The organism is Bradyrhizobium sp. BRP19, from assembly GCF_020194195.1.
In the GTDB taxonomy this organism is placed as follows: Bacteria; Pseudomonadota; Alphaproteobacteria; order Rhizobiales; family Xanthobacteraceae; genus Bradyrhizobium; species Bradyrhizobium yuanmingense.
Map to the genome: position 1 here is coordinate 105,174 of NZ_JADYVZ010000015.1, position 22,680 is coordinate 127,853.

Annotated in this window: 23 protein-coding genes; 12 read left to right on the top strand and 11 right to left on the bottom strand. The window is 63.0% G+C overall.

Features of this window, described 5'->3' with window-relative positions; all coding sequences use genetic code 11:
* The first annotated feature begins 175 nt into the window (after positions 1-175).
* Positions 176-1,075 carry an RNA polymerase sigma factor RpoH gene (gene rpoH / locus I6F36_RS31125; protein ID WP_036009602.1) on the top strand — a complete coding sequence of 300 codons (900 nt, stop codon included), beginning with the start codon at positions 176-178 and terminating at the stop codon, positions 1,073-1,075.
* A 121-nt stretch (positions 1,076-1,196) separates the two neighbouring features.
* Here rpoH and I6F36_RS31130 read toward each other — a convergent pair whose 3' ends face one another.
* From I6F36_RS31130 to I6F36_RS31145, 4 genes are all read right to left on the bottom strand, one after another.
* Positions 1,197-1,823: an N-acetylmuramoyl-L-alanine amidase gene (locus I6F36_RS31130; protein WP_225144260.1), complete on the bottom strand. Its 627-nt coding sequence runs from the start codon at positions 1,821-1,823 to the stop codon at positions 1,197-1,199.
* A 33-nt stretch (positions 1,824-1,856) separates the two neighbouring features.
* Entirely contained in the window at positions 1,857-3,056 is a 1,200-nt protein-coding gene (locus I6F36_RS31135) for a GGDEF domain-containing protein (protein ID WP_225172835.1), read from the bottom strand.
* Positions 3,057-3,762: 706 nt separating this feature from the next.
* Complete coding sequence (locus I6F36_RS31140) at positions 3,763-4,374, bottom strand: LysE family translocator (protein ID WP_225172836.1); 612 nt, start codon at positions 4,372-4,374, stop codon at positions 3,763-3,765.
* Between the two features lie 44 nt (positions 4,375-4,418).
* Positions 4,419-4,793 (bottom strand): response regulator, encoded by a 375-nt coding sequence (locus I6F36_RS31145; RefSeq protein ID WP_036009616.1) that lies wholly within the window; start codon positions 4,791-4,793, stop codon positions 4,419-4,421.
* A gap of 121 nt (positions 4,794-4,914) precedes the next feature.
* Between I6F36_RS31145 and I6F36_RS31150 the strand changes: the two genes are divergently transcribed.
* Entirely contained in the window at positions 4,915-5,751 is an 837-nt protein-coding gene (locus I6F36_RS31150; protein ID WP_225172837.1) for an SDR family oxidoreductase, read from the top strand.
* A gap of 146 nt (positions 5,752-5,897) precedes the next feature.
* On the opposite strand, the gene I6F36_RS31155 is transcribed toward I6F36_RS31150, so the two are convergent.
* Entirely contained in the window at positions 5,898-6,704 is an 807-nt protein-coding gene (locus tag I6F36_RS31155) for a lytic transglycosylase domain-containing protein (RefSeq protein ID WP_225114062.1), read from the bottom strand.
* A 146-nt stretch (positions 6,705-6,850) separates the two neighbouring features.
* On the opposite strand from I6F36_RS31155, the gene I6F36_RS31160 reads away from it, so the two are divergent.
* The 3 genes from I6F36_RS31160 (at position 6,851) to I6F36_RS31170 (ending at position 8,455) form a co-directional block, all read left to right on the top strand.
* The gene (locus tag I6F36_RS31160) at positions 6,851-7,357 is read left to right on the top strand and encodes a hypothetical protein (RefSeq protein WP_109145267.1); all 507 of its coding nucleotides are present in this window, start codon (positions 6,851-6,853) and stop codon (positions 7,355-7,357) included.
* Positions 7,358-7,373: 16 nt separating this feature from the next.
* Entirely contained in the window at positions 7,374-7,712 is a 339-nt protein-coding gene (locus I6F36_RS31165; protein WP_225172838.1) for a hypothetical protein, read from the top strand.
* A gap of 506 nt (positions 7,713-8,218) precedes the next feature.
* A complete protein-coding gene (locus I6F36_RS31170) occupies positions 8,219-8,455 on the top strand; it encodes a hypothetical protein (protein WP_036009587.1) in 237 nt (78 codons plus the stop codon).
* A gap of 18 nt (positions 8,456-8,473) precedes the next feature.
* Here the strand turns inward: I6F36_RS31170 and I6F36_RS31175 are convergent, their stop codons facing one another.
* Both I6F36_RS31175 and I6F36_RS31180 read right to left on the bottom strand, forming a co-directional pair.
* Positions 8,474-8,851 (bottom strand): thiol-disulfide oxidoreductase DCC family protein, encoded by a 378-nt coding sequence (locus I6F36_RS31175; protein WP_225172839.1) that lies wholly within the window; start codon positions 8,849-8,851, stop codon positions 8,474-8,476.
* A gap of 391 nt (positions 8,852-9,242) precedes the next feature.
* On the bottom strand, positions 9,243-10,244 hold the full coding sequence (locus tag I6F36_RS31180) for an AraC family transcriptional regulator (protein ID WP_225172840.1): 1,002 nt from the start codon (positions 10,242-10,244) through the stop codon (positions 9,243-9,245).
* 298 nt (positions 10,245-10,542) lie between these two features.
* Between I6F36_RS31180 and I6F36_RS31185 the strand changes: the two genes are divergently transcribed.
* The 4 genes from I6F36_RS31185 (at position 10,543) to I6F36_RS31200 (ending at position 14,490) form a co-directional block, all read left to right on the top strand.
* Entirely contained in the window at positions 10,543-10,926 is a 384-nt protein-coding gene (locus I6F36_RS31185; RefSeq protein ID WP_225172841.1) for a helix-turn-helix transcriptional regulator, read from the top strand.
* A gap of 145 nt (positions 10,927-11,071) precedes the next feature.
* Complete coding sequence (locus I6F36_RS31190; protein WP_225114066.1) at positions 11,072-11,740, top strand: hypothetical protein; 669 nt, start codon at positions 11,072-11,074, stop codon at positions 11,738-11,740.
* 81 nt (positions 11,741-11,821) lie between these two features.
* Entirely contained in the window at positions 11,822-13,252 is a 1,431-nt protein-coding gene (locus tag I6F36_RS31195; RefSeq protein ID WP_225172842.1) for a DUF1254 domain-containing protein, read from the top strand.
* Positions 13,253-13,473: 221 nt separating this feature from the next.
* Positions 13,474-14,490: a transporter gene (locus I6F36_RS31200; RefSeq protein WP_346656683.1), complete on the top strand. Its 1,017-nt coding sequence runs from the start codon at positions 13,474-13,476 to the stop codon at positions 14,488-14,490.
* Positions 14,491-14,888: 398 nt separating this feature from the next.
* Here I6F36_RS31200 and rpoD read toward each other — a convergent pair whose 3' ends face one another.
* On the bottom strand, positions 14,889-17,024 hold the full coding sequence (gene rpoD, locus I6F36_RS31205; RefSeq protein WP_036009578.1) for an RNA polymerase sigma factor RpoD: 2,136 nt from the start codon (positions 17,022-17,024) through the stop codon (positions 14,889-14,891).
* A 375-nt stretch (positions 17,025-17,399) separates the two neighbouring features.
* Complete coding sequence (gene dnaG / locus I6F36_RS31210) at positions 17,400-19,397, bottom strand: DNA primase (protein WP_225172844.1); 1,998 nt, start codon at positions 19,395-19,397, stop codon at positions 17,400-17,402.
* Between the two features lie 283 nt (positions 19,398-19,680).
* Between dnaG and I6F36_RS31215 the strand changes: the two genes are divergently transcribed.
* Complete coding sequence (locus tag I6F36_RS31215) at positions 19,681-20,244, top strand: chlorite dismutase family protein (protein WP_057027835.1); 564 nt, start codon at positions 19,681-19,683, stop codon at positions 20,242-20,244.
* Positions 20,245-20,320: 76 nt separating this feature from the next.
* On the opposite strand, the gene I6F36_RS31220 is transcribed toward I6F36_RS31215, so the two are convergent.
* Positions 20,321-20,719, bottom strand: coding sequence for a gamma-glutamylcyclotransferase (locus I6F36_RS31220; protein WP_225172845.1), 399 nt, complete (start codon positions 20,717-20,719; stop codon positions 20,321-20,323).
* A 76-nt stretch (positions 20,720-20,795) separates the two neighbouring features.
* On the opposite strand from I6F36_RS31220, the gene I6F36_RS31225 reads away from it, so the two are divergent.
* Positions 20,796-21,599, top strand: coding sequence for an N-formylglutamate amidohydrolase (locus I6F36_RS31225; protein WP_225172846.1), 804 nt, complete (start codon positions 20,796-20,798; stop codon positions 21,597-21,599).
* A 4-nt stretch (positions 21,600-21,603) separates the two neighbouring features.
* Here the strand turns inward: I6F36_RS31225 and I6F36_RS31230 are convergent, their stop codons facing one another.
* On the bottom strand, positions 21,604-22,224 hold the full coding sequence (locus I6F36_RS31230; protein ID WP_081494564.1) for a LysE family translocator: 621 nt from the start codon (positions 22,222-22,224) through the stop codon (positions 21,604-21,606).
* Between the two features lie 125 nt (positions 22,225-22,349).
* On the opposite strand from I6F36_RS31230, the gene I6F36_RS31235 reads away from it, so the two are divergent.
* Positions 22,350-22,664, top strand: coding sequence for a helix-turn-helix transcriptional regulator (locus I6F36_RS31235; RefSeq protein WP_225172854.1), 315 nt, complete (start codon positions 22,350-22,352; stop codon positions 22,662-22,664).
* The last annotated feature ends 16 nt before the right edge of the window (positions 22,665-22,680 follow it).

Sequence of the window (22,680 nt, forward strand, 5' to 3'; positions counted from 1 at the left end):
CTGCCACACGGGGACGTGACGTCAGCAATCCTTCCCTTTTTGACCCCCGATGGGGTATATTGCGTCTGCGTTGAAATGACCAACGCGGAACATCGCAGCTACGGCCGGCTTTAACACAGCGGTCGTCTGCCTGGCCCGCCGCTATCGGGGGCCTGAACCTTTTGGAGGGCGCACTATGGCCCGTACCGCTGCTTTGCCGGTCCTCAATGGAGAATCCGGCCTTTCTCGCTACCTCGCCGAGATCCGCAAATTCCCGATGCTGGAACCGCAGGAGGAGTACATGCTCGCCAAGCGTTGGCGCGAGCATGACGATCGCGACGCGGCACACCAACTCGTCACCAGCCATCTCCGCCTCGTGGCCAAGATCGCCATGGGCTATCGCGGCTACGGTCTGCCGATCTCCGAGGTCGTCTCGGAAGGCAATGTCGGCCTGATGCAGGCGGTGAAGCGATTCGAACCCGAGAAGGGATTCCGTCTCGCCACCTACGCCATGTGGTGGATCAAGGCGTCGATTCAAGAGTACATCCTCCGTTCGTGGTCGCTCGTGAAGATGGGCACCACCGCGAACCAGAAGAAGCTGTTCTTCAACCTGCGCAAGGCGAAGAGCAAGATCAACGCGCTGGACGAAGGCGATCTCCGCCCCGACCAGGTCAAGTTGATCGCCAAGCGCCTCGGCGTCACCGATCAGGACGTGATCGACATGAACCGCCGCCTCGGCGGCGACGCGTCGCTCAACGCACCGATCCGCGACGATGGCGAAGCCGGCGAATGGCAGGACTGGCTGGTCGACAACACGCCCAACCAGGAAGCCATGATGGCGGAGCACGAGGAGTATGATCACCGCCGTGACGCGCTGAACGGCGCCATGGGCGTGCTCAACCCGCGCGAACGCCGCATCTTCGAGGCCCGCCGCCTCGCCGATGAGCCGATGACGCTGGAAGACCTTGCTGCCGAGTTCGGCGTGTCGCGCGAGCGCGTCCGCCAGATCGAGGTCCGCGCCTTCGAGAAGGTGCAGTCCGCGGTCAAGGGCACGATCGCAAAGGCCGAACAGGCCGCGCTGGAAGCCGCGCATTAAGCGCGGCGGCTCAGCGCCAGAGATTGGCGGATCGAAAGAGACGAAAAGCCGGCGGCAACGCCGGCTTTTTTGTTGGTGTGATGCGAACTGCGCCCGATAGCGGTGCGTGTGGGCACACCGCCTACTCCCCCCATTGCCTTGCCATCGTCGCGAGCGTGCAGCCTTCGCAATAGCGGGCGTCCTTGTAGTCGATCCAGTTGTGCGCGTAGACCCGCTCGAGCGGGATGTCGTAGCGCGCGCGCAGCACTTTCACGAGGATCCTCCACGCCGCGACCTGTGCCTCGGTCGGCCCCGCCGTCACGTCGGGATAATTGCCGGCGAACTCGACGCCGATCGAATTGTCGCGCACCACCTGGCGGTAGGTCGGACGGTTGTCGATGTACTTGTTGTCGTTGCGGTTGGCGCCGTCGCCGTGGGTCGGCACGAGGTTCTCGGCGACCGCCCAATAGACCGTGCCGTCGGTCTCGACCCAGACCGTGACGCCGCGCCGCGTCGGGTTCTTCGCCTGGGCCTGCGCGCCGCCGCGGGCAGAGCCCGCAGGTCCCTCCGTCTGGTGCACGATGATGTTGCGCCAGGGTCTTGCGTTGCGGACCTCGCCCCAAGGCGCCAGCCAGACGATCTTCAGGCCGGGAATGACGGGCGTGCCGGAGGCGCGCGCGAGCCTGGCGAGCTCGGCATCCGCAGCAGCGGCGGGGAAGATCGGAAGGAGAGCGGCCAACACGGCCGCGAGCAGGCGAAATATCATCATGCAGGGTCCAATGCGACCCAAGCCTAACAGGCTTTACGCGAATGTCCTCACCGTCCCGACAGACTCGGGCGATAACGGCGGGGTGGGGTCATAGACCGCAAAATCGTTCTTGCCGTTCTTCTTGGCCGCATAGAGGGCATGGTCGGCATTGGCCATCAGGCGGTCCGGGAATTCCCCGATGCCGCGATCCCACTCCGCAACCCCGATCGAGATCGCGATCGGAATGTCGCGGCCGCTGCAGCTGACGGCATCCTGCCGGCAGACCTCAAGCACGCGGCGGGCGATCGCGGCAGCCTCGCGCAGCGACGAGGACGGCAGCACGATGCAGAACTCGTCGCCACCGGTGCGGGCGAGCATGTCGCCGGGCCGCAGGCGCGTCTGCGCCATCAGGGTGAAGTGCTTGAGGCAGGCATCGCCGGCGGCATGGCCATGGGTGTCGTTGATGGTCTTGAAGCCGTCGAGGTCGATCAGCAGCAGCGAGAACGGCTCACCGCTGCGCCCCGAACGGGCGCATTCCTCGGTCAGGCGCTGCAAGAGATGCCGCCGGTTGGCAACGCCGGTGAGATCGTCGAGCAACGCGAGGTCGGCAACCTCGCCCCGCAACCGGTCCATCGCCATCAGCAGGAAACCGAAATTGAGCGTCATCGACAGGAACAGCAGCCCGAGCACCATGATCGCATGGGCCTGGCCGCCGGCGCGCGCCGAGAGATCGTAGCCGAGCAGATTGCCCACGGTGCGCACGAGCAGGATCGCGATGATGCTGAGGATGACGATGCCGGACAGCTTGGCGCCCGGACTGACGCGGCCTTCCGGCGACAACAACAGACGCAGCGCCAGCACCAGCGGCAGGGCCTGACCGAGCGTGTAGCTCAGCATGCGCAATTGCATGTGCTCGAATCCAACCATGAAGAGCACGACGCCGACAAGGCTCAAGCACCCTGTCGCGGTCATCAGGCGCCACGAGACCGGCCGGTCGTAGAAGCGCTGAATTCCCATGGCGGCAAGGCAGCTCGCAGCGATGACACCGCCGGCGCCGAGCAGCAGCGGCAGGGGAGAGGCGACGAACAGACGGATCAAGGCCGTCATCGCGCCGGCGGCACCGACGAAGGCCGATGCCATCCAGAACCGCGCAGCCGCGAAATTCGGATAGGAACGCGTCACGTAGGCCCAGATCACGCCGAGCGCCAGGAAGTTGACGACGAAGACCGTCCACAATGTCGGTACGTTCAGCATGACGCGTACAGCACGCGCAGCGTCCCGCCCCCCGATCCCGGCAGCCGTCCGTCCATGACCCATCCCCGTTTTCTTGCGGAAGACAATGCGATGGTTGCGCTTAATGGAGTCTCACTGCGGCTCGCGAAAACGCGCCCTTGGTTTTGGATTCATGAACGGCACGCGGCTATTGCCGGATCGTTAAGGCTGTCGCGCCCGATGGCCTGACGCGTGGAGCGGATTCGCGCCAAAAAATCACCCGAAAGTGCATCTGAGCTGTGGATAACAGGATGACACGGATGTGACGACGCGGGGCAGCCGGCTCCGAATCTGCTGAGTTTGTCGTCGAGGATGTTGCGAGGCTGGCCCTCCGCCGAGCACCCTCGTGTCGCGTTCCACCATTAACCCTTGAGAGGATACTATGGCTAAGAAAGCGAAGAAGGCGGCGAAGAAGAAGGCGAAAAAGGCCAAGAAGGCGAAGAAGAAGTAACGAGGCTTCTGTTTCTTTGCCCGGGTGGAGTGAGCTCCGCCCGGGCGTCGGGTCGATCGAAGGTGGCGGGCGCAAGGCCCGCCTTTTTTATTGTGCGAGAGTTCGAAGTGTACCCGCTCTAACAGCGTCATGGCCGGGCTTGTCCCGGCCATCCACTCCTTGCCGCACAGTCCGAAGAGCGTGGATGCCCGGGACAAGCCCGGGCATGACGAGACCTTTCGAGAGGTGACGAAGAAGCTATCGCTCCGACAACGCCAGCTTGGCGCCGAGCGCGGCGAAGCCGGCGGCAAAGGAGCGGCGCAGCCAGGCCATGACGGCCGGGCGGGAGATGACGCGCTCGCGCACCGCGGCGGCGCAGAGGCCGTAGAGGACGAACACCGCGAAGGTCATCACCATGAAGGCGCCGCTCAATTCCAGCATGCGCGCCAGCACATGGGCCTCGTCCGCCGCGACGAATTGCGGCAGGAAGGCGAGGAAGAAGATCGACAGTTTTGGATTGAGGATGTTGATCAGGAAGCCGGTGACGATGACGCGGCTGCTCGACCGCTCGCGGATGTCGCCGCCAACCGCCAGCGCCCCGGTCTCGCGCAGCGCCTGCCAGGACATGTAGAGCAGATAGGCGACGCCGCACCATTTCAGCGCGGCGAAGGCGAGCGCGCTGGTGTGGAGCACGGCGGCAAGACCGAGCATCGCCGCCGCCATGTGCGGCACGATGCCGAGCGTGCAGCCGAAGGCGGCCGCCACGCTGGCGCGCGAACCGCGGGTCAGCGCCGCAGCGAGCGTGTAGAGCACGCCGGTGCCGGGGGAAGCGACGACGATGAGCGAGGTGAGCAGGAAGGACCAGGTCATGGGCCGACCTTATCACCGCAGCGCGCTGCGAGAAAGCGGGCGCGTCAGGACAGCTGAGCGATCTCGGCCTCGCGCAGCACGTCGAGCGGCGCCCAGGGCTTGGCCCAGAACTTGGCGCCGTCGGGCAGGGCCTGCTTCAAGGGCCGGCCCGAGGTGACGACGACGTCGAGCTTCGGATTGCGGTCCTTGGCGACATGCGCGAGCTCGACGCCGTTCATGCGGCCGGCCAGCTGGACGTCGGTCAGCATCAGACAGAGCGCGCCGGCGTTCTTGTCGAGCACGCGCTCGGCGGCCTCGGCGCTTTCGCACTGGATGACCTGGTAGCCGCTCTCCTCCAGGAGGACGCAAAGCATCTCCCGCTGCATGGCGTCGTCTTCAACGATCAGCGCTGTCGCGCGTAATGGCGTCGCTTGTCCCATCGGCGGCTCCCAATGCATGCCCTCATAACGGATGTTAAAAACCCAGGCGGACGTGGGTTCGGTTTCATTTCAAAAAAAAGTAATTCATAGTTCCATCATCGGGGACTTGACGGGGGAACTCATGACGACGATTCGGGGCGCCGCCGCCATCACGGGAGCCGCGAGCGGCATCGGCCGGGCGCTGGCGATCGAGTTCGCCCAACGCGGCTGCGACCTCGCGCTGGCCGATCGCGACGAGGGCGGATTGAAGGCACTCGCGGCGGAGATCGGAACAGCGCGCAAGGTCAGCCTGCATCGCGTCGACGTCGGCCAGCCGAGCGACATCGCGCAGTTCGCAAGCGAGGCGGTCGCCGCGCATCCTTCCCTCGGCATCGTCGTCAACAATGCCGGCGTTGCGCTGATGGGCACGTTCGAGGAGATCGACCAGGCCCAGATGGACTGGCTGTTCGACATCAATTTTTGGGGCGTGGTGCACGGCACGCGCGCCTTCCTGCCGCATCTGAAGACGAAGGCCGAGGCCCACATCGTCAACCTCTCCTCGATCTTCGGCATCATCGCCCCGCCGGGCCAATCGGCCTATGCCGCGGCGAAGTTCGCGGTGCGCGGCTTCTCGGAGAGCGTCCGGCACGAGCTCAGCGTCGCGGGCAGCGCGGTGAAGCTGTCGGTCGTGCATCCCGGCGGCATCGCCACCGCGATCGCGCGCAACGCCCGCACCGGCGTCGGCGTCACCGACAATGCCCGCCGCGCGCAATCGATCGAGCGGTTCGAGAACGCGGCGAAGACCTCGCCGAAGGACGCGGCACTGCGCATCATCAGGGGCATCGAGCGGAACGAGCCGCGCATCCTGATCGGCAACGACGCCCGCTTCATGGACCTGCTGCAGCGCTTCCGTCCGGGAACCTATTGGGCGCCGCTGCAGCGGCGGCTGGAGAAGATGGCGAAGGGGATAGAAAAGTAGCCAGGAGCGCAACGGCCTCCACACCCACCGCTGTCATTCCCCGCGAAGGCGGGGAATCCAGTACGCCGTGGCTTCTCGGCTCTAGCCGCGCCGTCTCTGGAATACTGGATCACCCGCCTTCGCGGGTGATGACACCGATGATGTGGTCACTGCCCCATCAGCCGATCGGCGAAATAGCCGATGGTCTTGCGGTACACCACCGCCCTGTTCCACTCGCGCATCGCCTCGAAGTTCGGCGTTCCCTCGCCATAGGGCTGGCCCATCTTGAAGCCGCTCGTGTGCAAGAGGTTCGCGGTCGAGGCGAGCACGTCGGGGATGCTGTGGCGGAGGTCGACATGGCCGTCGCCGTCGAAATCGACGCCGTACTTGATGTAGGACGATGGCAGGAACTGGGTCTGGCCGATCTCGCCGGCATAGGCGCCGATCATGTCGCGCAGCTGCAGGTCGCCGCGCTGCACGATCTTGAGCGCCGCGAGCAGCTCGCCCTGGAACAGATCGGTGCGGCGGCAATCATGCGCGAGCGTCGCCAGCGTGCGGACCACCGGCAGCTTGCCGGTGTCGCCCTTGCCGAAATCGCTCTCCAGCCCCCAGATCGCGACCAGGATATAACGGGGCACGCCGAACTTCTGCTCGACGCGCGAGAGCAGCGCCGCATGCCGCTGCAGCATCGCGCGCCCGCCATTGATGCGGCCGGGGCCGACCCGGGTCGAGACGTACTGCTCGAAGGTCTTGTTGAAGGTGTAGCGCTGGCGCCGGTCGAAGGCGAGAACCGCAGGGTCGGGCGCAACGCCGCCGAGCGCCGCATTGGTCACGCTCGCCGAGACGCCGGCGGCCTGAGCCTCCTGCGCCATGCTGGCGATGAAGCCGTTGAAGTCGCCGCCGCAGCGGGCGGCCTGCGCCGATCCGCCGGCCAAAGACAAGACGAAGGCGGCAGCGAGAAGCAGTCTCGGCATGTGGAGCAATCCCCCAGAGAATTCCAGTGCGAAGCAGCGCGCGGATCATGCCCGGGAACGCCGTGAGCGTCAAAGCACAAGGCTTGATCCGCATCAAACCGTCTCACGCCGTGCTTTCTAGACTGAGCCGAGCAGGAGAACCACACATGACCGGAATAACCTTGAGCGCCGAGCAGATCCGCAATGCGCCAGCACCAGTGCGGCAATGGATCGAGCAGGAGGTGATCGCCGCGCTCGGCCTTGCGCCACGGACGCCGGCGGCCGCGCCGCCGCAAGTCCCCCACCTCGTCGCCTGCAGCGTGGAAGACATGGCCGGCGTGCTCGAGCACATCCGCGGCGCGCTTCCGGCCGTGAACGTGCTGTTCGAGCTCGGCCGCCCGGGCATCAGCTTCGGCCGCCCCGCGGTGATGACGTTCCGCCTGATGGACCTCCTGCATCACACGCGCCTCTCGGACGTCAGCGAGGTCATGACGTGCCTCGAGATGATCAACCAGGCGCTGACCGAGGTGAAGAAGGACGCTTCCGTGCGGTTCTGCGGCTTCGACAATGAGGGCCATTGCCTGATCGCGCCGCAGACGCAACAGAGCATCGCGACGTTGTGGCAGACCATGATGGAGCGACAGCAGGCCGCGCGCGCCGCGCCGGCGGCGTGAGGGGAACGTCATCGCCATGCCCAATCGCCAGCAGCCGCAATCAACCCGCTCGCTCCTCCGCATCCCGCTGTTTCGCCTGCTCGCCATCAATCTCGCGATCGGCGCCTGCGCCGCCGTGCTATTGGTCGGCGGCCTGCTCTGGCTCAATTCCGGGCATCTGCGCGAGCTGATCTTCGCCGACCGCGCACCTGGCATTGCGCTCGTGTTGCTGCTCGCTTCCTTCCTCATCACCTTCGGCTCGGCCGCGATGGGCAGCGCGATCATGGCGCAGGGACGCAAGGAGCGTAGCAAGAAAGGCGGCGGACGGGGATCGCGGCTCGCCGTGCAGGAGGTGGTGCACCGCCGGCGAGATTGAGGCGCGCAGCGCGAAGCGTGCGCGTCGGCGCCGAAACAAAACCGCAAAAACAACCCCATGCACAGAAGAAGTCTTGATGTGATCTTTGCGATTTTTCCGAATCGACGTTGACCGTCGGGCAAAACAGTGGTATGGTGCCAACATCGCAAGACTCCAGACGCTGACGCCCGCGCGCTCTCGTTGCCTTCCGAGAGCGCAGCAAGATGAACAAAGTACTTCGAGGATCCAAAGCATCTGATTTTCGAAATTGTGGGAAATCGCGATATCCATCAGCTGCATATCTGATGCGCCTGCTGCGACATCGTCGCGCGACGATTTACCTTGCCATCGCGGCGCGCCTTCTATAGCCTTCTATTTTAGGTTGTCGCCCTGCCAGCCCCGGGCGACGCTGAAAAGATAAACGGCGGGCTTCGGCCCGCCGTTTATTGAAGGGCGTGGCGACGATCGCGAAGGTCACAATCCCGAAAGTCATTTGACTGCGGCGTCCTGATCGAGGACAAGCCGCCATGGCCAAAAAACCCGGAACCAACCCCAAAGGCGAATTCGCCTTCTTCAACGTCGTCTACGAAGACGATTCCCAACGCTCCAACCGCCGCGTCCCTTCCGAACTGCTCGGCGGCCTCGACGGCGACGAACCCGCCCGCAACTTCATCATGGAACAGGACCGCGAGATCGCGGAAAAGAGCGGCCGCCCGGCGCTGGAGATCAAGCGGATCGAGCGGGTGGGAGCGAAGAAGAAGTAGGCGGGCACAGCGGGGCGTTCACCAGCGCCCGCTCCATTTATTCCAGGCAAATAGCAGATCGGAAAACCGGTCATAGGCAAACCGCGTGACCGGCAGCGCCACGCGATTGCCGAACAGCACCGCAAGCCACCCCTGTCCCGGCGTCAACCGCCACAGCGCAATCGCGACATCAGCGCCGACGACGAGCCGCCCGGCCTCATCCGTCGCGTGTAGGCGCCGCCTGATGTCGTCGAGCGAAGCGCCAAAGTGCGCCAGTGCATCAGGCTGCTCGTTGATGTCCCTGAACTCGACGGTGCCCGCGCGCACCAGCGCTAGCAGCTTGTTGCGCTGCCAGTCAATGCCGGCGTCGCAGACGGGGCAGCGGGTGTTGTAGTAGACGGTGAGGTGGGGTGGCATCAATGAGCCTTTCTCGTCGGAATTATAGTCCGAGAGAAAGCCAGATAAACGCCTTCGGCTGAAGCTGCCGATACAAAGGCACAAAGAAGGACGACCCGACCTCGGCCCGCCGAATTGCGCGGCAGCCTCGACGGCGACGAGCCGGGCGCAACCTCATTGGGAGCAGCATCAAGAGTCGCGTAAAAGAGCGGGAGGTCGGCGCTGGAGATCGAGCGGATTGAAAGGAGGCGAAGAAGAAGCAGGGTTCGGCCCTATCCCCGTCATTGCGAGCGCAGCGAAGCAACCCAGATACGTCTGTGGGGATGGGCGGCAGAGCAGACCTGATTTGCTCAACTTGAGTTCTTCGCATTGTGCCCCCGAAGCGGACATGATGCAGCGAATGACAACTCGACTATCGAGCCCTCCATTGCTCGCGGAATTGCCCGGGCGTCACGCCTGCAACCCGGCGGAATGCACGGGTAAAATGGGCGGGATCTGCGTAGCCCGAAGCAAACGCAATCTCGATGATCTTGGAATCCGTATCTCGCAAAAGTCTTCTGGCATTTTCAAACCTCACGGTATCCAACAGCCGCGAATATGTCATCCCGGCGCGAGATAGCTTGCGTTGAAGGCTGCGTGCGCTGACCCCCGCCATCTCCGCGACTTCCGCCAGCGCCGGAGGCCGCTCGTCAATGTAGGATGGAAGCATCAGCTTAAGTGCGTGGATGAAGTCAAAGTTCGAATGTTCGACAAGATCGCTCTTCGGATGTGAAGGAGCTTGATCCAATCTGTTAGGAAGGCCCAGCAATGAAACAGGTACGTCGATCCACGAAGCTTCTTGACCAGACAGGAATTGAGACGTCGGCCAGAAAGACCGACATGCCGGACCCGGCGTGTACCGCGCCTCAAAGGCGATAGTTGCCGGAGCCCAGTCCGGTCCGGCGAATTGGCGGACGATGTAAATCGGGAAAACGTTCTGAAGCCATTGTGAATGCTCGAGATGCTGAAGTCCGGCAGTGCCGGCTAGCTTGCTGCAATAGCGAACATGGTCGCCGTGGCGCTCGATCCAGTTGCTCAAGTTTGAATCTTCGAGCGAAGCTAATCTACAGGCCTGGTGCAGCGCGACGAGCAAAGTCGGAGAATGACTGATTAGATACCTGGTCTTCTCACTAAGGTGTCCGAAATTGAGCGACTTAGCAGCGTGGAATCCAAAATCTTCAATACCTTGCGACCGGCTGGCAAACTCCGCAAATTCGATAGCAGGCAAAATCGGGACGTAATGATCGGCTTTTTCCTCCAGAGAAGCGGGCAGCAGATACTTTTCCAGTAAAGAAGCGGTTGGCGCGCCGAGATTATCCAGAATGTCAGCGAAGGGACTGAGGTGCTGACAACGCGTCAAATGAATCTTTGGCATTGGTGCGTCTCGATCACTTAATTCAGCGCACGAGCGGCGTAGCAGGACGACAACTCCCTAAACAGGGAGCGCCGACGCCTGTCACACGCTTAGATTATCAGGACTGCAAGGCTCTTTGCGTGCTTTTTGTCGCCTGGCTATGCCTCCAGAGGATCGCAGTCTCAGCTCATTCCATTCGACGAACATTTTGGCGCCCAATGGCCAGATGCGCCTCTCAGCTTCCCTAATCCTATGGATCGATTTTCCGCTGTAGGAGCATAGGCTTCAGGCCTGACGTCAAACGATGAGAGCCGTCCGCTTGCCTTCATCCACGGCGGTCCGCACCGCCATCGTTGCATCACTGCGGCACGGTGACGCAACCCTCGATAGCACAGCGCAGGCGCTCAGAATTAGCGGGCGCACATTACAGCGTCATCTAGAACGCATGGGCACAAGCCACAGCAAGATCCTCGACGAAGTCCGATTAGAGATTGCGTGCCGCCTGCTGGCCGATACGAGTAAGCGCTTGTCGGATATTGCAGAATTTCTAGGATACACGAACGCGAGCAGCTTCAGCCGCGCTTTCGTGCGTTTGATGAAAATTCAACCCATCGTTTATCGGCGGCAGCAACGCGGCCGCAAGCATGATCGGTCGCTCGTCCGCCGACGTTCTCACCCCACCAACCCGTTGAATGATTCCTGACGATTGGCGCGAAATGGCAAGACGCGCCGCGTGATTTGGCGCGAGATGCAGAGATGCCGCCGCCACTAGCGACGCTCTTGTCGCTTCCGAATTGCTCACGTGCTGTTCGAGGAAAAATGACTAGCCTGCAAAGGAGAGGACCATCATGACAATCCGCGTTGCCTTGATCGCGGTCTGCGCCGCTGGCTTAGTGGCAATTCCGCACAAGCTTCTTGCTCAATCTCCGGCCGAACCCAAGCCGCACATTCCGCTCGAGAAATCGATTGGTCAGGCTAAGCCGGAAGTGGTCCCATCGCTGTTTGTCCTCAACTCGCGCGGGGTGAGCCTGAAGGAGGGTAAGCTGGTGCTGAGTGCGATTTCTCCGAATGCGATCGTGTTTGCCGACCGACCGGTTCGTGCCGCCGGGCATGATCTGACCTCCCGGATTATCGAGGACTGGGGCAATGGCAGCGACAACTTCGCTAAAGACCCGCCCAACGCCACGGTGTCAGGATTCAAGAAAGACGGATCGTCGGTGTTGGATGCCGTCGTCGTGTTGAAATCCCCCAAGCTTGAGGGTGATAAGCTGACTTTCGACGTCGATCTCCTCGAAGGTGATCTCGCCGGGGCGGACGGGCCGGCATCTGTCTTTATCGATATCATTGGCCGTCCGTTGACGCCGTTGTCTTTCGCCGGCGTCGCTCGCCGCACCGCCTGGCGCGGAGCGTTCTACCGCGGCGCTGCCGTGGCAGGAGCCGCTGCTGTGGCCGGGGCTGCGGCGTATCCCTATTACTCACCGCGCTGCGGCTACTACCCCTATCCGCCCTGCTATTGAACCGTTCGCCCGAGTGGCTCCGTTACAAAGGCGTGAACTGCGAATCCACGTGACTGGTTTTCTATAGGAAGGAGATTAGCGATGAACATCACCCGTCGATCCCTTGCATTTGGCGGAATGGGGCTGCTCGCGGGAGCCGCCGCCACACGACCGGCTCTTGCCCAGGATTCATTTTTCGGAGTGGGACAAGGCCTGGAGGATTTCTGGCTGGCCAGCGACGCCTACATCTTTGGCTACCCGCTGGTGACGATGGAGATGACCCGGCGGATCATCACGAATGTCGCCGAGCCCGTCGGCACGCGCGGTCCGATGGGACACATCATCAAGCTGCGCCAGTATCCCGATGCCTCCTTCAGGGATGTGACGGCACCGAATGCCGACACCTTGTACACGACATCCTTCTTCGACGTCGGAAAGGAGCCGTGGATACTCAGCATTCCGGACATGAAGGGCCGCTATTTCCTGATGCCGATGCTGGACGGCTGGACCACCGTGTTTCACGTGCCAGGTAAGCGCACCACCGGCACCGGGGCGCAGACCTACGCGATCACGGGGCCGGGTTGGAAGGGCACGCTGCCGGCGGGTGTCAAGGAGTACAAGTCTGCCACCAATATCGTGTGGCTGCTCGGGCGCATCTATTGCACCGGCACGCCGGACGATTACGCTGCGGTGCACAAGTTGCAAGACGAATGCAAGCTCGTTCCGCTCAGCGCTTATGGCAAAGCCTACACGCCCGCCCCCGGGAAGGTGGATCCAACAATCGATATGAAGACGGCGGTCCGCGAGCAGGTCAATCGCATGGACGCGGTCTCATACTTCAAGCTGCTTTGCGAACTCATGAAGACTAATCCGCCCTACGCCGCGGACGCGCCTCAACTTGCGAAGTTTGCCCGCATCGGCATCGTCCCAGGGCAGGATTTTGATGAGAGTAAGCTGAAGGCAGATTTTCTGAGGCGCCTGCCGGAGGTGTCGTTCGACCGGATCATGCTTCAGTTCAAAATCAACAAGGCCATCAAAGACGAGAATGGGTTCGCGTTCACGACCAAGACCGGCATTTACGGCACCGACTATTTGATGCGGGCTTTGGTAACCGCGATCGGGCTTGGTGCCAACCGGCCGCAGGATGCCGTCTATCCGACTTCGCAAAAAGACGCCGACGGTCACAAGTACAGCGGCGCGAACAAGTACGTGATGCGATTTCCGAAAGGTCACTTGCCTCCAGCGGAGGGATTCTGGTCGCTTACGATGTACGACAGCAACTATTTCTTCGTGAAGAACCCGCTCAACAGGTACTCCGTCAGCGCTCGAGAAGATTTGAAGGAGAATCCGGACGGATCAACTGATCTGTACATCCAGAAGGACTCTCCCGGCAAAGAGAAGGAGTCGAACTGGCTACCTGCGCCTGAAGGAGATTTCATCCTCATGTTGCGTATGTACTGGCCTCAGGAGACGGACCCCTCGATCATCAACGGCACATGGACGGTCCCGGCCGCCAGAAAAGTCGGAGCCTAGCGCTAGCAATCATGCCGGCGCGCAGGCGCCGGCATGATTGCTAGGTCGCTCACAGATGGCCCACAGCACGCTGTACTCGCTTTGGGGTTTCTGGGGCGAATGACACGGTATTCGCGATGCAGGAGGCCATGATGTCGGCACTTGACCTCGGAAAAGGAAAACAGCGCGTTGGACGGAGCGCGACAAAGCCGTCTCTCTCTTCTGCGTTCAGGAATGCAGCCATTGCCTCGGCAGTCGTGACGCTGTCGGTGCCTGCTGCCACCGCTTACGCCGACGAAGGTGGCGTTTCCTACTGGCTCCCTGGCCGCTTCAGCAGCCTTGCCGCCACCCCTCAAGCCCCCGGCTGGTCAATGGCAGCGGTCTACTACCACACCAGCGTAAGTGCATTCGGCACCGCGGCTGCCGCAAGGGAAATTCACGTCGGCAGAATTCCCGCAACAGTAAACGTCGATCTGAACTTGCGTCTGAATGGGCGGGGGGATCTCGTCCTGCTCAATCCTACATACACGTTCGCAACCCCCGTGCTGGGCGGGCAACTGGCCATCGGAGTAACAGGACTGTTCGGACGATCGAGCGCTGATCTAGCAGGAACGCTCACCGCAACTGTCGGCCCCCTGGCCGTGACGCGCACGGGCAGCTTCGGCGACTCGATCACGTCAGTCGGGGATCTCTACCCGCAGGCGACGCTCAAGTGGAATGCAGGCGTCCATAACTTCATGACCTACGTAACCGGAGATGTTCCCGTCGGCGCTTACAGTTCGTCCCGTCTCGCCAATCTCGGCATCGGGCATGGCGCCATCGACGGCGGCGCCGGCTACACCTACTTCAATCCGCAAACTGGCCACGAGTTTTCCGCGGTGGCGGGCCTCACCTACAATTTCAAGAATCCGGATACGCAGTACCAGAACGGCATCGATCTTCACGTTGACTGGGGAGCCTCGCAGTTTCTGTCAAAGCAAACTTTCGTCGGCCTCGTTGGTTATGCCTATCAGCAGATAACTGATGACTTTGGCCAGCATCCCGCCCTAGGCGGCTTTCGGTCCCGAGTCTTCGCAGTTGGTCCGCAGATTGGCTTTCTATTTCCGGTAGGCGATATGCAGGGGTATTTGAATCTGAAGGGATATGGCGAGTTCGCTGCGGAGAATTGGCCGGCTGGCTGGAACACTTGGCTGACGTTCTCAATATCGCCGATAGCGCCGACCAGAACTGTCGCATCAACCCGGCGGATCACAAAATAGCAGCGTGGCCGCTTAGCCGATCTCGCCGACACACCATGGGTCGGTCGAACGTCTCACGTGAACATATCGAACTGAGCTGGTTATCTGCGTAGCCTCGAACCTTCCACCTGCTGAACAAAGCTGGCGTGAAGGTAGTCGAGAAGATCTACCTGCATCGAAATCCCGCACTTTGAAGAAGGAAAGTCGCCCCCCGGACCGGCACTTCCGCTTTCGGCCCATCTCGGAAGTCGGGCACCGTCCGCACTTTTGTTGCTGTTGGAATGGAATCGGGCATGGGTAGGGCAATCGCCTGGTGGATTACTTCGTCGCAAGCGCTCCTCGCAATGACGGGGCGAGAGCCGAGTCAAAGAAAAACGGCGGGCTGTTGGCCCGCCGTTTTCGTTCGGATTGAAATCGGATCAATTATCCAAAAAGCTCCGCAGCTTCCGGCTCCTCGACGGATGCTTCAGCTTCCGCAGCGCCTTCGCTTCGATCTGGCGGATACGCTCGCGCGTCACGCTGAACTGCTGTCCGACTTCCTCCAGCGTGTGGTCGGTGTTCATGCCGATGCCGAAACGCATGCGCAGCACGCGTTCTTCGCGCGGGGTGAGCGATGCCAGGACGCGCGTGGTGGTCTCGCGCAGGTTGGACTGGATCGCGGCGTCGATGGGCAGGATCGCGTTCTTGTCCTCGATGAAATCGCCGAGATGTGAATCCTCTTCGTCACCGACCGGCGTCTCCAGCGAGAGCGGCTCCTTGGCGATCTTGAGGACCTTGCGCACCTTCTCCAAGGGCATGCCGAGCTTCTCGGCGAGCTCTTCCGGGGTCGGCTCGCGGCCGATCTCGTTGAGCATCTGGCGGGACGTGCGCACGATCTTGTTGATCGTCTCGATCATGTGCACGGGAATGCGGATGGTGCGGGCCTGGTCGGCGATCGAACGGGTGATCGCCTGCCGGATCCACCACGTGGCGTAGGTCGAGAACTTGTAGCCGCGGCGGTACTCGAACTTGTCGACCGCCTTCATCAGGCCGATATTGCCTTCCTGGATCAGGTCGAGGAACTGCAGGCCGCGGTTGGTGTACTTCTTGGCGATCGAGATCACGAGACGGAGGTTGGCTTCCACCATCTCCTTCTTGGCCTGGCGGGCCTCGCGCTCGCCCTTCTGCACGGAATGCACGATCTTGCGGAACTCGACGATCTCGAGGCCGGTCAGCGCGGCGAGCTGATGCACCTCGTGGCGGAGGTCCTTGATGCGGTCCTTCTCGTGGTGGACGAAGTTCTTCCAGCCCTTGGCCGACAGCTTCGAGACGCGGTTGAGCCAGCGCGGATCGAGCTCCGAGCCGGTGTAGTTGCGCAGAAAATCCTCGCGGGCGACACCGTGGCTGTCGGCAAGGCGCATCAGGCGGCCCTCATGCGAGACGAGGCGCTTGTTGATGTCGTAGAGCTGCTCGACGAGGCTATCGATGCGGGCCTGGTTGAGGCGCAGCGACTTCACCTCGACGATGATCTCGTCCTTCAGCTTCTTGTACTTGCGCTCCTGGTGCGGCGAGAGCGACTCGTTCTGGAGCTGGTTCTGGATGTCCTGCTCCTGAAGCTTGCGCAGCTTCTTGTAGCTGTCGGCGATGCGATCGAAGATCTCGACCACCTTCGGCTTGAGCTCGGCCTCGATCGCCGCCAGCGACATCTGGTTCTCGAACTCGTCGTCGTCCATGTCGGACTCGGCGGCGGCCTCGCCCGGATCCTTCTCCTCACCCTCGGGGGCGGCCGCAGGCGCGGCGCGGAACGGCGTCGGCGACGGGGGCGCGGCAGGCGGCGCGACATGCGCGGGCGCAGCGGCGGACGCGGTGGCTTCGCCGCCCTCGGCCGAGGCTTCGCCGCCCTCGCCATTGGGTCCTGCGATCATCGCGGCGTTCATGCCGCCCTTGGCATCCGGGCCGGCATAGGTGGCTTCGAGATCGATGATGTCGCGGAGGAAGATCTTGCCTTCGTTGAGCTCGTCGCGCCAGATGATGATGGCCTGGAAGGTCAGCGGGCTTTCGCAGAGACCCGCGATCATCGCCTCGCGGCCGGCCTCGATGCGCTTGGCGATCGCGATTTCGCCTTCGCGGGAGAGCAGCTCGACCGTGCCCATCTCGCGCAGATACATGCGCACGGGATCGTCGGTGCGCTCGCCCGGCTCGCTCTTCTTGACCTCGGTGACGGCCTTCTGGGTGACCTCGACGAGCTCGTTATCGGTCTCGTCGTCGCCCTCGTCCTTCTCTTCCTCGCCTTCGGTGTCGTCGGCTTCGGTGACGTTGATGCCCATGTCCGAGAGCATCGACATGATGTCCTCGATCTGTTCGGGCGAGGTCTGGTCGGACGGCAAGACTTCGTTGAGCTGATCGAAGGTCACGAAGCCGCGCTTCTTGGCCTGCTTGATCATCTTCTTCACGGCCGCGTCGGACAGGTCGAGCAAGGGCGAGGGCGCGTCCTGGGAATCCTTCTCCGGCGCATCCGCTGCCTTGTCGTCTTTTTCCTTGTCCTTCGCCTGCAGCGTCTTTGCCTTGGTGGCCATCCATTGCTCCTAAACGCGCTTCATGCGAGACGCGCCGCGCCTTCGCGTGAATTCACATGAACCTGTTGCTCGACGCTCTCGCTTCGGCAGCTCTCGACACGGAAAGGGCGGCGCACAAACCTCTCGCCACCCCCAACTTTCTCTCGCCGGAATTGCCTAACGCTTCGTCAGCCTCTTTGTCGCGGCGGATGCAGGTGTAGTGCCAACAGCGATTGCGCGGATTCATTCCTGACGCGTCTGTTATGCCTGCGGCCGCCTCTGGGCCAAAGTGCTACAAGACCGTTAAGCCTCGATTAACCCTGTTTTTGCCGCCAAACCTAGGATTTGGCGAGTCTTTTAGCGGTTCCAGCCGTGGCCGTCCGCATGTTTCTTTCATCACATGCTCTTCTGGAGCCGGCCCGACAGCTCGCCAAAACCCTCGATCAGGGCCTCGGTACCGTCGACTTCACCTATCCGAGCCTTGACGTCACGCAGCCACGCCAAATTGGCCTCGCTGGGATCCTCCCCCAAGGCCAGCTCGGCGTCTTTCAGCTCTCTAAGTAGTGAATGCCATTGCCGATGCAAGGCAACCAGCTGGTGCCAGGTGGCAAGAACGTCGTCCCGCGCCGCGCCCTCGCGGGCGGCCCACACCGCCTGGGTCGTGATGACATTCTCAACCCTTTGAAGAGTTTGAGAAAATCCGCCCTTTTCGAGGTCGCCGCGCATCTTTTCTGCCTGCTCGCCGGGGTCCGGCGAGTGGTGATGGTCGTTGGCGAAGGCGGCGATGATGCCGGCCCGGAGCTTGTGGGCCTCCGGATGGGCCAACTCCAGGGCGGCGACCTCCTCCAGATGCTCGTGCAGCAGCCAGGGGTGGTTGATCAGGCATTGCAAGATAAGCGCCTCCCGGCGGGAGATGGCGCTGCGCTGGCCTCGCAGGATCGGGCTTGCCGCCAGCTGCGGGCTCGCCGCCTGGTAGGGGCCGGACGGTAGCGGGGTCGGACCCGGGGCGCCGCGGCGGCCGCCGAACCCTTGTCCGCCGAATCGATTCGCCCCGCCCCGCGGCTGGAACGGCCGGCCGCCACCGGGGCGGAAATTGCCCCGGCCGCCAAAGCCGCGGCCGCCTTCGGGCGCGAAGGCGCGCTGCAGCCGCTCGACGAAGTCGTCGCGATAATAGCGCCGCACCACCTCGTCGCGGATGCCGTTGGTGAGCTCCCTGATGCGCGCCTCCAGCGCGGCGCGCCGTTCGGGCGTGGCGAAATTGCCGCCTTCGAGCTCGCGCGACCAGATCATGTCGGCGAGCGGACGGGCAGCGCCGATCACCTCCTCGATCGCGCCGCGCCCGCCCGAGCGCACGAGATCATCGGGGTCCTGCCCTTCCGGCAGCAGCGCAAAGCGAAGACTCTTGCCGGGTGCGAGGAACGGCAAGGCAAGGTCCGCAGCACGATACGCCGCCTTCTGTCCGGCGCGATCGCCGTCGAAGCAGAGGATCGGCTCGTCCGCCATCTTCCAGAGCAGCGCGAGCTGGCTCTCGGTGAGCGCGGTGCCGAGCGGCGCGACGCTGCCGGCAAAGCCGGCGGTGACCATGGCGATGACGTCGACATAGCCCTCGACCACGATGAGCGGGCTGCCGTCATGGGTGGCTTTGCGCGCGGTCTGGTGGTTGTAGAGATTGTCGCCCTTGTGGAAGAGCGGCGTCTCCGGCGAATTCAGGTATTTGGCCGGAACGTCCTTCTCCAGCGCGCGCCCGCCGAAGGCGATGACGCGGCCGCGCAGATCGGTGATCGGAAACATCACGCGATCACGGAAGCGGTCGTAAGGAACGGGGATGTCGTCGCCGCCGATCAGCAGACCGGTCTCGACCATGTCCTCGACGGAGACGCCGAGCTTGCCGAGATGCTCCTTCAGTGCGAATCTTTCGCCCGGCGCATAGCCGAGGCGGAACTGCAATTGCGTCGCCGGCGAAATGGCGCGATCGGCGAGATAGCCGCGCGCTTTCGCGCCCACGCGCGAGGCCAGCGTCTCGGCGAAGAATTTCGCCGCGAGATCCATCACGTCATGCAGCGAGCGCCGCCGCTGCTCCTCGCGCGCGGCGTTGGGCGTCACCGCCGGCAGCGGCAGGCCCGCCATATTGGCGAGCCGCTCCACGGCTTCCGCGAACGGCAGGCCGTCGGTCTCCATCACGAAGGTGATGATGTCGCCGTGCTTGCCCGACGAGAAGTCGTGATAAAAACCCTTCTGGTCGTTGACGTAGAAGGACGGCGTCTTCTCCTGCTGGAACGGCGACAGCCCCTTCCACTCGCGCCCGGCCTTCTTCAGCTTGACGCGCTTGCCCACGACTTCGGAGACCGAAAGCCGGGCACGAAGCTCGTCGAGGAACTGGGGCGTGAAGCGCATGGGGCGAGTTTAGCCGGGCGTTTGAGTCGGGCGAAGGATCAGGGATATAGGGACGGCCCGGTCAAAGGCCAGGTTTGTCGGGCTTATCCGGCTTATTCGACCTATGCACAGGGCCGTCATTCCGGGGCGCCCCGCAAGGGGCGAGCTATGGTGCGCAATTGCGCACCTGAGAATCCATGGCGCCGCCCGAATACTAGGAGAAATGGATTCCGGGCTCGCGCTGCGCGCGCCCCGGAATGACAGAAAGCTTGAACCGCGCCCGGTTCCACGCTTCCATACCGCCATGTTCAGGACCTTTCGGGGCGGCCAGACCGGGGGTTGGCGGGTGACCTCGCTCTCGCCTGTGACGGGCGAGTCCCTGCCCTTCGTGCCGGCGCTGTCGGTGACCGACAGCGAGGCCGTCTCGTTGCCGCTGGTGCCCTCGCGCAATGCCTGGCGGCTGGTCGGCGTCGCCAGCAGCCTGCGGTACACCGAGCGGGCCGAGAAGCAGCAGCTCGTTGCCGTGCAGGCCGGCCTCGGCCGGCTCGAGGCCACCAGCGCGGCACTGATCCCGATCCGCAAGTCGCAGGCCTGGTGGGAGCTGACGCAGGAAGAGCGCCGCAAGATTTTCGAGGACAAGTCGCACCACATTGCCAGCAGTCTTCGTTTTCTGCCCGCGATCGCGCGCCAGCTCTATCATTGCCGCGATCTCGGCGGCCCCTTTGATTTCCTGACCTGGTTCGAATTCGCCCCCGTGCACGCCTCGCTGTTCGAGGAGCTGGTGGCGATGCTGCGGCGGACCGAGGAGTGGAGCTATGTCGAGCGCGAGGTCGACGTGCGCGTGGTGAAGGAAGTGCTGTCGGCCTAGAGAATGATCCGGACCCGGAGGGCCGCGCAGCGCAAAGTACGCAGCGGTTTTCCGAGAAGATCATGCTCGAAAATATCTAGTGCTCCAGGAAGCGCCCGGACTCGATGACCGGCAGATCGGTGACGGGCCAGTTGTACACGTAGGTCCATGCCTTCGCGGTGGCGCCATCAGGCAGAGTTACCTGGATCATCTGCCGCAAATATTCGGTGGGCTCCGGAAAGCCCTCGCCGCAGGCCTCGTACATGTCGAGCTCGCGCAGAAGCTCGTCCGCCAGGCGCAGCTGAAACAGCTCGCCATGGACGATGTCGGTCGGCGCCTCGGAGAGCAGCAATCCCGGATAGTGCTTCACCAGAACGAGCCGGCCGCGGCAGGTGGCTTCACTGAGGAATTCCGCATGGCCGGCCAGCAGCCGCGCCATCGGGTGGTCGAAGCCGCGCATCAGGGTGCCGTAAACGAAAAGTCTATCCGAGCTCATGCCGTTCCAACGTTGCGGCGTCGGTGCGATACCGCTACTCCGTCTACACAGTTTGTCATTCCATAGGCAAATCAGGATGGCTTTGGATATAGCCGACGCAACCGACCAGCTGCTCGGCGAGGGCGACATTCCGCCCGTGCATGAGGTGAATACGGCAGGGACATCGCCGTTCCTGCTCACCGCGGACCATTACGGACGGGTGCTGCCGCGCGCGCTCGGCGAGCTCGGCGTCGCGGAGAGCGATCTTGTCAGGCACATCGCCTGGGACATCGGCATCGCCGGTGTCGCCGAGCGGCTCGCCGAGATGCTCGATGCGCATCTGATCGCGCAGCGTTATTCGCGGCTGGTGATCGACTGCAACCGCCCGCCGGGCGTCGCAAGCTCGATTCCCGTGATCTCCGAGGCGACCGCCATCCCCGGCAATGAGGATCTGTCGGCCGCGGCCAAGGAAATGCGCCGGCGCGAGATCTTCGATCCCTATCACCGCCGGATTAGCGCTGCGATCGATGCGCGCATCAGGGCGGGCAGGCCGACGGTGCTGGTGGCGCTGCACAGCTTCACGCCGGTCTTTTACGGCGAGCCGCGGCCCTGGCACATCGGCACGCTCTATCACCGCGACACGGTGCTGCCGCGGCTGATGCTGCAGCATTTGCGGGCCGAGAGCGCGCTCGTCGTCGGCGACAACCAGCCTTATGCGGTGAGCGACATCACCGACTACACGATTCCAATCCACGGCGAGGCGCGCGGCCTCGTCAACACCGGCATCGAGATCCGCCAGGACCTGATCGCCGAAGAGAGCGGCCAGCAGCAATGGGCCGAGCGGCTGGCGCGGATCCTGCGCGAGATCGAGGCCGCGCTGCGCGAGCAGAGAATGAGTTAAGCGGTCACTTCGCCCGCGTCAGTGCCAGCCAGATGCCGCCGCCGATCATGAAGCCGCCTGAGATGCGCGACACCATCCGCGTGCGCCGCGCCGAGAAGAATTTTCGGGCGCGCCCGGCGGCAATCGCGTAGAGCGCATCGGTCATCACCGCCGTCACCATGAAGGTGGCACCCAGCAGCGCGACCTGCGGGAAATGCGGCTGGCTCATGTCCATGAATTGCGGGATGAAAGCGCCGAAGAAAACCAGCACCTTGGGGTTCGACAGCAGCACCAGGAATCCCTGCAGGAAGAAGCCGCCGCGCGGCGGCGGAGGCGGCGCATCGACATCGACGCCTTCGACCGGCTCCCAGATCAGCTTGATGCCGAGCCAGATCAGATATGCGGCGCCGGCAAAGCGCACCCAATCGAACCAATAGCCCATGGTCGCCATCAGCGAGGTCAGGCCGATCGCGACGATGCCGATGACGATGGCAAGCCCGGCCTGCGCGCCGGCCACGTTGATGAGCGCCGCACGCGTGCCGTGGCGCAAGCCATTGGCGATGACGAGGGTGACGATCGGCCCCGGCAGCAGCGCCAGCGCAATGCAGGCGGCGACGAAGGCGAGGTAGGCTTGCATGGACATCATGGGAGGGACTCGCTGAAGGCGGTTTCGCCGCATTAATGCATGGCGAGCGCTGGAACGGAAGACGCGTCAGTCGCTCCAAGCCGATCCCTTGACATGCAACCATTTAGTTGCCTATTATCGCCGCCATGGATGAGGTCTTCAAGGCGATCGCGGATAGCTCGCGACGTTCGCTGCTCGACAGGCTTCACGCCAGAAACGGCCAGACACTGAACGAGCTCTGCGAGGGGCTTGCGATGACACGACAGGCCGTCACCAAGCACCTTGCCATCCTGGAGGAAGCGAACCTCATCACCACCATCAGGCATGGACGCGAGAAGCTGCACTACCTCAACCCGGTGCCGATCCATCAGATCGGCGAACGTTGGATCAGGAAGTTCGAACGCAGCAAGCTCGCCGCGCTCAACGAGCTGAAACGTCAGTTGGAGAACGGCGACGAGTGAGTCCGCTCAACGAAGG